Raw genomic sequence first — 11,500 nt, 5'->3', positions numbered from 1 at the left:
GAGCGGGCCGCCGCGCCGGCGGGCGCGGCGCCGGGGGCCGCGGGCGCCGGCATCGCGCCGAAGCTCGCCGCCGCCATCGGCATGGACGGCGGTAGCGGCCGGACCCGGTCGAGATACCAGGGCGCCAGTTCGGGTACGCCGGTCGCCGCCGCCGGGCGGGCCGTCGAGAGTTCGAGTACGCACTCCGGCCAGTCCTCGCCGGTGTCCTGGCTGACCAGGCCGAAGCACGTCACCGTCATGGTGTCGTCGACCAGTCGCAGGTCGTAGGAGGGCTGCCAGCGGGCCCCGTCGACCAGGTAGGTCAGCTCCAGGTCCAGCTCGGCGTCGTCGGCGTCGACCGACACGGTCACCTCCGCGGCCAGCCGGTCCGGTGCCCGCTTGCCGCTCGCGGCCGACAGTTCCCGCTCGACGGCCGCCATCTCCTCGGCCAGGTCGGTGCGCCGCCGGACCAGCTCGCGCCGGCGGCGCTGCGAGTCGGCGAGCTGGCCGGCCACCGAGTCGGCGAAGGCGGCCACGTCGGTCGGGACGGCGTCGCCGCAGGCCAGCGCGCGGGCGTACGTGCCACCGGCCCGGTCGGCCAGCCGGGTGAGGAACTGTCCCCGCTGCACCTCGATCTCGTGCGCGTCGTCGACCTCGGCCAGCTCGTCGGCCAGTTCACGGCTGCGCTGCTCCAGCGCGCGGACCTGCGCGTCCGTGCTGCGCGGCTGCCGCCACGTGGCGACGTCCACGCCGAGCACGGTGACCGCGCCCCGGCCGCCGACCCGCAGCGAGTCGCGCCGCACGCCCAGTGGCAACGGTGCGACGCGTACCCGGTGCTCGCCGGCGGGCAGCCGGGTGCTGCCCCGGCGGGTGACCCGGGCGCGGTCCGGATAGACGGTGACGCCGACGACGGGTGCTTCGATCTCCTCTGCCTGCACGCGGCGAGAGTAGTAGGCCGGCGCTCGAAGGCGGCGTCCGCGCCGGGGGACCACGGCGTACGGCTGGGTTAAGCTCCTTCGATCGAGCGCAGGTTACCGGGAGGTAGGCATGTCGGAGGAGCAGCGGGTCGCCATCGTCACGGGGGCGGCGCGGGGGATCGGGGCGGCCACCGCCCGGCGGCTGGCGGCCGACGGCCTCGCGGTCGCGGTGGTCGACATCGACGAGTCCGCGACCAAGGAGACCGTGGACGCCGTGGCGGCGGCCGGCGGCCGGGCGCTGGGCGTCGGCGCGGACGTGTCGGACCGGGCGCAGGTCGAGGCGGCCGTGGAGCGGGTCGCCGCCGAGCTGGGCGCCCCGACGGTGCTGGTCAACAACGCCGGCGTGCTCCGCGACAACCTGCTGTTCAAGATGACCGACGCCGACTGGGACACGGTCATGGGCGTGCACCTGCGCGGCGCGTTCCTGTTCAGCCAGGCCGCCCAGAAGCACATGGTCGAGGCGAAGTGGGGCCGGATCGTCAACCTCTCCAGCACCTCGGCGCTGGGCAACCGGGGCCAGGCGAACTACGCCGCCGCGAAGGCCGGCCTCCAGGGCTTCACCAAGACCCTCGCCATCGAGCTGGGCCCGTTCGGGGTGACCGTCAACGCGGTCGCGCCCGGCTTCATCGTCACCGACATGACGGCCGCCACCGCCGCCCGGATGAAGGTCGACTTCGAGGCGCTGCAGAAGCACGCCGAGTCGGAGATCGCGGTGCGCCGGGTCGGCCGCCCCGAGGACGTCGCGCACACCATCTCGTTCCTGGCCAGCGAGGGCGCCTCCTTCGTCTCCGGGCAGGTCGTCTACGTGGCCGGCGGCCCGAAGGACTGACCCCCGCGTACGCCCCGGCGGGCACCCGCCCGCCGGGGATCAGGCGGCGGGCCGGGTGCGCCAGAGCCAGAGCAGGCCGAGCACCGGCAGGACCAGTGGGATGTAGCCGTACCCGCTGCCGAACCGCGACCAGACCGTCTCGTCGGGGAAGAGCCGCGGGTCGGCGAGGCTGAGGGCCCCGACGCCGAGCACCCCGACCAGCTCCACGGCGCAGCACGCCAGCGCGACGCGGCGGCCGGCGGCGCCGGCACGGGCGAGCCCCACCGCCGCGACGATGTAGATGGCCGCGGCGAGGGCCGAGAGCAGGTACGCCACGGGCGCCTCGTCGAACTTCGTGGCGATCTGGAGACCCGCGCGGCTCGTCGCGGCGATCGCGAAGAGCAGGTAGACCGCGATCAGCAGCCGGCCCGGCCCGGCGTTGGTCCGCTTCACCTCCGGGGCGCGCACGTCAGCCACCCAGCACCTCCCAGGTCTGCTGGAGCCGTACGGCGACCACGGGCGTGACCAGGCAGACCGCGCAGACGATCGCCGAGCCCCAGCGCGTCGGCTCCATCCGGGCCAGCACCCAGGCCAGCGGCGGCAGGCAGACCAGCGTCACCAGGTATCCGAAGAAGGCTCCCGGCTCGCCCGGGCGCTCCCCGCCACCGAGGGCGACCAGCGCCGTCGCCGCCAGCGCGAGCAGCGCCACCTCCAGCACGGCCAGGCCGGCGAACTGCACCCGGTCCGGTGCCCGGTGCCGCAGCGTGGCGACCAGCGCCCAGGCCGCCACGAGCAGCGACAACACGATCGAGGCGGTCGCGAGCAGCCCGTCCACCGGCGAACCCGCCGTCGCTGCACTGGTCACCGGGGCCATCCGGAGTGCGGTTCGGTCACCGGCACAGCCTACTAACCCGCGTAGTACATCCCGGCACCCGCCGCCCCGTCCCGGGGGCGCGTCGTCCACCCGGGCCGGCACGGGGCGTCTGCCGGGTCGGCGGGCGCGGGGCGGCGTGACTGTCGGTAGAGGACAGTCGCGACCCCTATCGACCCCTATTCATGAGTAACGAAATCGTCGCTGAAAGTTATTCTTGTTTCCAGTCATCTGACCTCCGACGGCACGTTCGTCTGACGGAGAGGATCCCCATGTCGTTGTCCACCAGCCCTCCGGCGCTGAGCGTGGTGATGCCGACCTACCAGGATCCGCAGTGCCTGGCGCTGACCCTCCGGGCGCTGACCCGCCAGACGCTGCCGCCGGACCGCTTCGAGGTGATCGTGGTCCGCGACGGTGGCTCGTTCGACGGGTACCCCGAGGCGCTCGCCGAAGGCGCCGGGCTCCGCCTGCGGGTCATGGAACTCGCCGGGCGCAAGGGCCGCTCCGCCGCCCGCAACGCAGGGGCCCGGCGGGCCTCCGCGCCCCTGCTCGTCTTCCTCGACGCCGACTCGTGGGCGGCGCCCGACCTGCTGGAGCGGCACCTGGCCTGGCACGGCACACCCGGCAACGCGGCGGTGCTGATCGGCCGGCGGGACGAGATCGGCCTCGCGGATCTGCCCGCCGTGCTGGCCGGCGAGTCGCACGCGATCGCGCGGGCCTTCCCGCACGGCGGCGACCTGCGTTTCAGCACGGGACTTCCGGACGACGACGACTGGCTCCGGGCCGGCTGGGTGCTCGCCTACACGCACAACATCTCGCTCTCCAGCTCGCTCTTCGCCCAGGTCGGCGGCTACCGCGAGGCGTTCGGTCTGAGCTACGGCGTGGAGGACGTCGAGCTGTTCTACCGCGTGGACCGGAGCCTGCCCGACGGCGTCAACTTCGGCTACGACGACGAGGCCCGGGTCGTCCACCTCCCGCACCACAAGAACATCACCCGCAACTGGATGGAGATGAAGGCCAACTTCCAGCAGGCCGCCAGGACGTACCCCTGCCTGGAGTGGGAGTTCCTCACGGCGGTGATGGGCTACGAGGCGATCCGGCGGATCCTGCACTACCGGGCGCTCATCGCCGAGTGCGTCGAGCGGTCGGCGTGTGCCATCGGCCCTGCCGCCGCGCGCCTCGCCGGCCGGTTGCGGGGGCCCAGGGCGCTCTGGATCGGCACCGGTCGCGCCGAATCGGGGCTGCCCGCCTCGGCGCTGACCTTCGACTACGCCGCTCCCATCGGGCCGACCAACTTCCATCTGCTCGGCGTCGCCCCTCCCATGCCGCCGGGCAGCCTCGACGCGGTGGTCAGCGTCGACTTCTGGCGGTACCTGCTGTGGCCGGAACTCTGCCAGTTCATCTCCGCGTCGCTGACGCTGGCCGGCGAGGTGCACCTGGTCGCCACCGCCGACGCGACGCCGGGGATGTGCGCCGCCGACCCGCAGACGCTGGGCTACCTGCGCCAGACGCAGGCCACCGAGTACGCAACCGAGCTGCACGCGGTCGAAGGGCTCGGCGACGTGCTGACCCTGCGGCCCCGCAGGCCCGTGACCGGCGCCGTGCGCCGGGCGCCCGCCCAGGCCGTCGCCGGAGCGCGGCCCGCTGCGCTGGCGCCCGGGCGCTCCCCGACGCCGGGATAGCAGATCGACGGTGCGACCAGGCCGACATCGGTGTCAGGGCCTGTGCCGCCGTGCCCGTATTCCGCCGTTAGTGACGGAAAGGCGAATATCATGCGCGTACTGCTGTCGACTCTCGGGTCGCGTGGCGACGTCCAACCACTGGTGGCGCTGGCCTCCCGGTTGAAGGCTCTCGGCCTGCAGGCCCGCCTCTGCGCCCCACCGGACTTCGCCCGGTGGGTGGCCACCTTCAAGATCTCCTTCGTGCCCGTCGGCCCGCCCTGGCGCAGGTCGGCGGCGCCCAGGCCGCGGGCCGCCGTGCCCCGACCCTCACCGGCACAGGTACGAAAGCTGGCCGAGTCCTCCATCGGCATCCAGTTCGAGGTGCTCTCGGCGGCGGCGCGGGACTGCGACGTCCTCGTCGCGTCGACCGGCCTTCAGGTCGCCGCCCGTACGGTGGCGGAGAAGCGCGGCATACCGTACGTCTACGCGGCACTCTGCCCGGCGGCCCTTCCCTCACCGCACCACCCGCCGCTGCCGCTGCCCCTCCTCGGGCAGGCGCCGGCGCCCGCGTCGGCCGACAACGGCGAACTGTGGGCCGCCAACCTGCGGCAGGTCAACGACACCTTCGGTGTGCCACTCAACGCGCTCCGGGCGGGGGTGGGGCTGGCCCCCGTCGACGACGTCAGCGAGCACATCCACACCGACCAGCCGTGGCTGGCCACCGATCCGACCCTGGCGCCCTGGCCGGACGCCGCCGACCCGGCCGTCTATCAACCGGGTGCCTGGCTCCTGCCGGACGAGCGGCCCCTGCCCACCGAGGTGAGGTCCTTCCTGGACGCCGGTGGGCCGTGCGTCTACGTCGGATTCGGCAGTGTCGCCGCGCCACCGGGCCTGCTGGAGACGGCCGTGCAGGCGGTACGCGCGCTCGGTTGCCGTCTGGTCGTCTCCCGGGGCTGGGCCCCGCTCACGCGGGGCGACCGGGCACCCGACTGCCTGGTCGTCGGCGAGGTCAACCAGCAGGCGCTGTTCAAGGACGTGGCCGCGGTGGTCCACCATGGCGGCTCGGGCACCACGACCACGGCCGCGCGCGCCGGGACGCCGCAGGTCGTCATACCGCAGGTCTACGACCAGCACTACTTCGCGCGGCGGGTGTCCACGCTCGGCATCGGCAGCGCACACCCCGGCGCGGTGCCCACCGTCGAGTCGCTGACCACGGCTCTCGCCGCCGCCCTGCGGCCCGAGGTGGCCGCCCGCGCCCGCGCCTTTGCCGCCGTCGTACGCACCGACGCGGCGCAGGTCGCCGCGAAGCGGTTGACCGACACCCTGCGGGTCTGAGCGGGACGACCCTTCCCGCCGACGCCCGTCCGGCCCCACCGCCGGCGGGCGCCGCCAGCCACGGCCCCGACGACGGGGCCCTGGTGGCGGCCGTGCCCGGCGGGGTGAACGCGCTCGGCCCGGACAGGGGGCTGGGCGCGACCACGACTTCCGACACGGGCCCCGGTGTGGCTCCTGGCCGCGGGTACCGTGATGTGACGACGACGGTGGAGGTGCTCGTGGTGCGGTTCGGGTTGTTCGGTACCGGTCACTGGGCGGCCGAGACGCACGGCGCGGCGCTGCACGCGCACCCGGGGGTCGCGTTCGTCGGCGTGTGGGGCCGGGATCCGCGCAAGGCCGCCGCCCTGGCCGAGCGCTACGGGGTGCCGGCCTTCGACGACGCCGACGCGCTCGTCGACGCCTGCGACGCGGTCGCCGTGGCCCTGCCGCCGGACGTCCAGGCCGACATCGCGGTCCGCGCGGCCACCGCCGGCCGGCACCTGCTGCTGGACAAGCCGCTCGCCCTGAGCGTCGCCGACGCCGATCGGGTGGTCGACGCCGCGCAGGCGGCGGGCGTCGCCTCGGTGGTCTTCTTCACCGGCCGCTTCCGGCCCGACGTCGCCGCCTTCCTCGCCGCGACGGCCGCCGTCGGCGGGTGGCACACCGCCAAGGCGATCCGGTTCGCGTCCATCTTCCAGCCCGGCAGCCCGTACGAGGCCTCGCCCTGGCGCCGGGAGCACGGCGCGCTGTGGGACATCGGACCGCACGCGCTGTCCCTCATCGTGCCGGTCCTCGGTCGGGTCGCCCGGGTCGCCGCGATGGACGGGCCGCGCGGGCTCGTCCACCTGCTCCTCACCCACGACGGGGGCGCGACCAGCACGGTGTCGCTGACCCTGGACGCCCCGCAGGAGGCGGTGGGCCGGGAGTTCGTCTTCTACGGCGAGAACGGCGTCGAGACCGTGCCGGCCGGCGGGGGAGACGCGGCGACGGCGCTCGGGGTGGCGATCGACCAGTTGCTGGAGGAGATCGGTTCGGGCACCCGGGACCACCACTGCGACGTGCGCTTCGGCCGCGAGGTCGTCGCCGTGCTCGCCGCCGCCGAGACCGCCCGCGCCGAGGGCCGCACCGTCGACCTGCCCCGCTGAGGGCACCGTCCCCGCCGAGGCGCAGGGGTCCGGCGGGACCGCCCGCGTCGAGGGCTGCCGCCCTGAGGCGCAGGGCCCGGCGACCGCCGCGTACGCGAGGACCGGCTCCGTCCGCCGCCCGGTCAGGCCAGCGTGTTCAGGGCCTCGCTGAGCTCGGCGGGGGAGCCGAACTCCTCCGCCGGCAGGGCCCGCAGCGTCCGGAGCATCTCCGTGCTGACCCCGTTCTCCTGGCCCCAGCGGACCAGGTCCTCGCGGGAGACCGGGTAGTCGAGTCCGGCCAGGTACTCCTGCAACTGCGCGCCGGTGACGGTCATGCCGGCGGGCTACCCGCTCAGCCCGCCCGCACACCGCCCGCCGATCGACGCTCGGCGGTTTGTCCGACGGCGCGCCGGGTAGCCGCCCGCCATGCTGGTTCAGCGGCTCGGCGCGCCGAGCGACTTCGACCCGTTGCTGGAGCGCGTCCGGGACGCCCGGATCGTGATGATCGGCGAGGCGACGCACGGCAACTACGACTACTACCGCCTGCGCGAACAGCTCACCCGGCGGCTGATCGCCGAGTGCGGGTTCTCCTTCGTGGCCGTGGAGGGGGACTGGCCCGACTGCGACCGGGTGCACCGCTCGGTGACCGCCGCCCCGGGCGGGGCCGCCGACCCGCGTACCGCGTTGGAGCGCTTCGAGCGCTGGCCGACCTGGATGTGGGCGAACGCCGAGGTGGCCCGCTTCTGCTCCTGGTTGCGGGCGTGGAACGTGGAGCGGCCCGAGGACGCCAGGGCCGGCTTCCACGGCCTGGACGTCTACAGCCTCTGGGAGTCCATGCAGGCGATCTTCGACTATCTCGGCGAGGAGGACCCGGGCTCGCTGGAGGCGGCGCAGGACGCGTACCGCTGTTTCGAGCCGTACGGCAAGCGGGTCGAGGAGTACGGCATGGCGAGCCGGTTCGTCTCCGCCCGCTGCGAGGAGGAGGTCGTGCGGCTGTTGGCGCGTACCCGCGAACAGGCCGCCGTGGACGGCCCGGACAGCTTCTCGGCCTGGCAGAACGCGGAGGTGGTGGCCGGCGCGGAGCGCTACTACCGGGCGATGGTGCGCGGCGGGCCGGATTCGTGGAACATCCGGGACACGCACATGGCGGACACCCTGGACCGGCTGCTGGAGCGCTACGGCCCGGGCGCGCGGGGCGTCGTCTGGGCGCACAACACGCACGTCGGCGACGCCCGGGCCACCGACATGGCCGCCGACGGGATGGTCAACATCGGCCAGCTGGCCCGCGAGCGGCACGGCGCCGAGGAGGTTGTCCTGGTCGGCTTCGGCGGCTACCGGGGCACGGTGATCGCCGCGCCCCGCTGGGGCTCGCCGGCCGAGGCGATGGTGGTGCCGCCGGCCCGCGCCGGCTCGGTCGAGCACCGGCTGCACGAGCTGATGCCCGAGCGGGCCGTACTGGTCTTCGGCGGCGACGACCAGCCCGGCTGGGTCACCGGGACCGCCGACCACCGGGCGATCGGGGTGGTCTACGACCCGTCGTTCGAGTCGTGGGGCAACTACGTGCCGACGCGGCTGGGGGAGCGCTACGACGCCTTCGTCTGGTGCGACGAGACGACGGCCCTGCACCCCCTGCCGGCCCTGACCACCCCGGGCGAGATGGAGACCTACCCGGCCGGTGTCTGACCCGCCCCGCCCCTCCCCACCTCCGCCTCGGTGATCATGCAGTTGTGGTGCCCGTTGCGGCCGGATTCGCCGGCTGTGCGGGGCACCACAACTGCATGATCGATCCGAGCGGGCGGGGTCAGGTGCGGGCGGGGGACCTGTCGTCCAGGTGGGCGCGCAGGCCCTCGCCCTCGATGTCGACGTTGGGCAGGATCTTGTCCAGCCAGCGGGGGAGCCACCAGGCCCGCTTGCCGAGCAGCGACATCACGGCGGGCACGATGGTCATCCGCACCACGAACGCGTCGATGGCGACGCCGACGGCGAGCGCGAAGCCCATCGACTTGATGACCGGGTCGTCGAGGAAGACGAAGCCGCCGAAGACCGAGATCATGATCAGCGCGGCGGCGGTCACCACCCGGGCGCCGTGCCCCATCCCGTTGATGGTCGCCTGCTGCGCGGTGTCACCGTGCACGAAGTCCTCCCGCATCCGGGAGACCAGGAAGACCTCGTAGTCCATCGCCAGGCCGAACAGGATGCCGATCAGCAGGATCGGCAGGAAGCTGACCAGCGGGCCGGGCGTGTCCAGGCCGACCAGGTCGGCGAGGTGGCCCTGCTGGAACACCGCCACGGTGATGCCGAAGGTGGCGGCGACGGTGAGCAGGAAGCCCAGCGCGGCCTTGACCGGCACCAGCAGCGAGCGGAAGACCAGCATCAGCAGCAGCACCGAGAGGCCCACCACCAGCAGCAGGTAGACCGGCAGGGCGTCGGAGAGCTTCTCGGAGACGTCGATGCCGATCGCGGTCGCCCCGGTCAGCAGCACGTCGACGTCGCGGAACTCGCCCACCGCACCGCGTACGTCGTTGACCAGGGTCTCGGTGGCCTCCTCGGTCGGGCCCGTCTTCGGCACCACCCCGAGCAGCGCGGTGCGCCCGTCCGGGCTGAGCTGCGGCGGGGCCACCGCGAGGACGTTCTCGGTGCGCTGGACCAGTGCGGTGACCTGCGGGATGGCGGCCGAGGTCGCCTGCGGGGTGTCCCCGGCGACCACCACCGCGAGCCGGCCGGTGAAGCCCGGCCCGAAGCCCTCGGTGATCAGGTCGTTCGACTCGCGGGCCGGCGAGCCGACCGGTGCCGTGCCGGCGTCGGGCAGCGCCAGCCGCATGTCGGGCGCGGGCAGCGCGAGCAGCCCCAGCCCGATCAGCCCGACCAGGATGACCGGCACCCGGAAACGGGTGACGAGGCCCGCCCAGCGGAACCCGAAGCCCGACCGGTCCTCGGCGGGTGGGGTGGCGTCGGCTGCCCCATCCCCGGCCGGCGCCGTGGAGCGCAGCTTGCGGGGCAGCACCCGACGGCCGGCGAAGCCGAGCAGGGCGGGCTGGAGCGTGATCGCCACCAGCACCGCGACGGTGACCGTGCCGGCGGCGGCCAGACCCATCACCGTCAGGAACGGGATGTTCACCACGGCCAGCCCGGCCAGCGCGATGACCACGGTGGCGCCGGCGAAGACCACGGCCGAACCGGCGGTGCCCACGGCGCGGCCCACCGCCTCGTCCGGCGGCAGCCCCTCCATCAGGTTCTGCCGGTAGCGGGAGGTGATGAAGAGCGAGTAGTCGATGCCGACCGCGAGGCCGAGCATCAGCGCGAGGATCGGCGCGGTGCTGCTCAGGTCGACCACGCTGCTGATCGCGAAGAGGCCCGCCATGCCGACGCCCACGCCGATCAGCGCGTTGAGCATGGTCATCCCGGCCGCCACCAGCGAGCCGAACGTGATCACCAGGACGAGCGCGGCGACGGCCACACCGATCGCCTCGGTCGAGCCGACCTCCGGCACGCTGCTGAGCACCTCGCCGCCGGGGGCGACCTCCCAGCCCTGGGCCTCGGCCCGCGCGCCGACCTTCTCGTACGCGTCGCGCTGGGCGTCGGTCACCTCGTCGGCGCCGGTGGCGAACTGGACCTGGACCAGCGCGTACCGGCCGTCCGGGGAGACCGCTCCCACCTGGAACGGGTCGACGGCGCCGACGGCGCCGGGCAGCGTCGCGGCCTCCTGGGTGATCTCCTTCACCACGGCCTGCCCCTGCGGGCTGGCGAGCGCGCCGTCGGTCGGCGCCTTGACCGCGATCGTGCCGGTCGCGCCGCTGGCCGCCGGGAACTGCTCGGCGAGCAGGTCGAGGGCGCGCTGCGACTCCGTGCCGGGCATGGTGAAGTTGTCGGCTATCGGGCCGCGCAGGGTCGCGGCGGCGAGGCCGAGACCGACGAGTACGACGAGCCAGATCGCCGCGACGAGTCGCCGCCGGCGCATCGAGCCCCGGCCGAGCCGGTAGAGCAGGGTGGCCATGAGTTCCTTGTCCTCGGTCGTGTTGGGTTGGACGGATCAGTCGACGGGCTCCAGCGCCCGTCGGGCGAGTGCCAGCAGGGCGGCGCGCAGCTCCTCGTCGGCGACGTCGGCGAACTCCCCGCAGGTCTCGGAGATGCCGGCGAGCAGCACCAGCGCCGCGATCCGGGCGGCCGGGCGTCCCGGGTGTCCGGCGAGCGCGTCGACCAGTCGTTCGGAGATCCGCTGGATGTGCGCGAAGGCGGGCTGCTGGAGCAGTTCGGGGAACTCGCCCCGGAGCAGGGCGATCTCGCGGCGGAAGCGGACCGCGAGGTCGACGAAGCCCTCGGCGGCGACCTGCTGGGCGGCAGCGCCACGGTGCGCGGAGATCCGATGGTCGAGCGCCTGGAGGACGTCGATCGCCGGGGCCATCAGCTCGGTGAGGATGGCCTCCTTGTTGGCGAAGTGGTAGAGCACCGCCGCCTTGGAGCAGCCCACCTCGCGGGCGATGTCCTGCAGCGAGGTGCCCCGGTAGCCGGTCGCCGCGAAGCGCCGAGCCGCCGCCACGAGGATCTCGTCGTGCGTCTCCGGAACCATCCGCGCCATGCCGGCCCACCTCCCCGACCAGGATGCCTGACCGATCGGTCAGACCCTGACCGATCGGTCAGATCAGCGGCGTGGCGTTCCCCACACGGGTGTGAGGTTTACGGCCCGGGTGGCCGTCGGCCCGGTCCGGCGGGCACCCAGCGACTGCTCGACGTCGTCCGGTCCGGCGGCGATCCGTTCGCCGCGGTTC

Annotated in this window: 10 protein-coding genes and 1 pseudogene; 5 read left to right on the top strand and 6 right to left on the bottom strand. The window is 74.1% G+C overall.

Annotation, left to right across the window (positions count from 1 at the left end):
* Positions 1-917, bottom strand: a 917-nt coding sequence (locus V6U77_RS08150; protein WP_334605603.1) for a mucoidy inhibitor MuiA family protein, incomplete at its 3' end; no start/stop codon positions are given.
* A gap of 109 nt (positions 918-1,026) precedes the next feature.
* Here V6U77_RS08150 and fabG point away from each other — a divergent pair.
* Positions 1,027-1,785: a 3-oxoacyl-ACP reductase FabG gene (fabG, locus tag V6U77_RS08145; RefSeq protein WP_334605602.1), complete on the top strand. Its 759-nt coding sequence runs from the start codon at positions 1,027-1,029 to the stop codon at positions 1,783-1,785.
* Here fabG and V6U77_RS08140 read toward each other — a convergent pair.
* Together V6U77_RS08140 and V6U77_RS08135 are read right to left on the bottom strand one after the other, a co-directional pair.
* Positions 1,758-2,241 (bottom strand): annotated as a pseudogene (locus V6U77_RS08140) (hypothetical protein). The gene fabG and the pseudogene V6U77_RS08140 sit on opposite strands and share 28 nt — an antisense overlap.
* Positions 2,234-2,638, bottom strand: coding sequence for a hypothetical protein (locus V6U77_RS08135; protein WP_334605599.1), 405 nt, complete (start codon positions 2,636-2,638; stop codon positions 2,234-2,236). Before V6U77_RS08135 ends, V6U77_RS08140 begins: the two are co-directional and overlap by 8 nt.
* 269 nt (positions 2,639-2,907) lie before the next feature.
* Between V6U77_RS08135 and V6U77_RS08130 the strand changes: the two genes are divergently transcribed.
* The 3 genes from V6U77_RS08130 (at position 2,908) to V6U77_RS08120 (ending at position 6,755) form a co-directional block, all read left to right on the top strand.
* Positions 2,908-4,317, top strand: a complete 1,410-nt coding sequence (locus V6U77_RS08130) for a glycosyltransferase family 2 protein (protein WP_334605598.1) — start codon at positions 2,908-2,910, stop codon at positions 4,315-4,317.
* Between the two features lie 90 nt (positions 4,318-4,407).
* Positions 4,408-5,631 (top strand): glycosyltransferase, encoded by a 1,224-nt coding sequence (locus V6U77_RS08125; protein WP_334605597.1) that lies wholly within the window; start codon positions 4,408-4,410, stop codon positions 5,629-5,631.
* 218 nt (positions 5,632-5,849) lie between these two features.
* Positions 5,850-6,755 carry a Gfo/Idh/MocA family protein gene (locus V6U77_RS08120; protein ID WP_334605620.1) on the top strand — a complete coding sequence of 302 codons (906 nt, stop codon included), beginning with the start codon at positions 5,850-5,852 and terminating at the stop codon, positions 6,753-6,755.
* Between the two features lie 122 nt (positions 6,756-6,877).
* Here V6U77_RS08120 and V6U77_RS08115 read toward each other — a convergent pair whose 3' ends face one another.
* Positions 6,878-7,069: a DUF2795 domain-containing protein gene (locus V6U77_RS08115; RefSeq protein WP_334605596.1), complete on the bottom strand. Its 192-nt coding sequence runs from the start codon at positions 7,067-7,069 to the stop codon at positions 6,878-6,880.
* A 91-nt stretch (positions 7,070-7,160) separates the two neighbouring features.
* Here V6U77_RS08115 and V6U77_RS08110 point away from each other — a divergent pair, with 91 nt between their 5' ends.
* Positions 7,161-8,417 (top strand): erythromycin esterase family protein, encoded by a 1,257-nt coding sequence (locus V6U77_RS08110; RefSeq protein ID WP_334605595.1) that lies wholly within the window; start codon positions 7,161-7,163, stop codon positions 8,415-8,417.
* Between the two features lie 118 nt (positions 8,418-8,535).
* Here V6U77_RS08110 and V6U77_RS08105 read toward each other — a convergent pair whose 3' ends face one another.
* Positions 8,536-10,728 (bottom strand): MMPL family transporter, encoded by a 2,193-nt coding sequence (locus V6U77_RS08105; RefSeq protein WP_334605594.1) that lies wholly within the window; start codon positions 10,726-10,728, stop codon positions 8,536-8,538.
* A 36-nt stretch (positions 10,729-10,764) separates the two neighbouring features.
* Positions 10,765-11,310 (bottom strand): TetR/AcrR family transcriptional regulator, encoded by a 546-nt coding sequence (locus tag V6U77_RS08100; RefSeq protein ID WP_334605593.1) that lies wholly within the window; start codon positions 11,308-11,310, stop codon positions 10,765-10,767.
* Between the last annotated feature and the right edge of the window lie 190 nt (positions 11,311-11,500).

It is taken from the genome of Micromonospora sp. CPCC 205546 (genome assembly GCF_036902715.1).
GTDB lineage: Bacteria > Actinomycetota > Actinomycetes > Mycobacteriales > Micromonosporaceae > Micromonospora.
The sequence above is the reverse complement of the archived record's forward strand: the minus strand, read 5'-3'. Positions and strand labels throughout refer to the sequence as shown.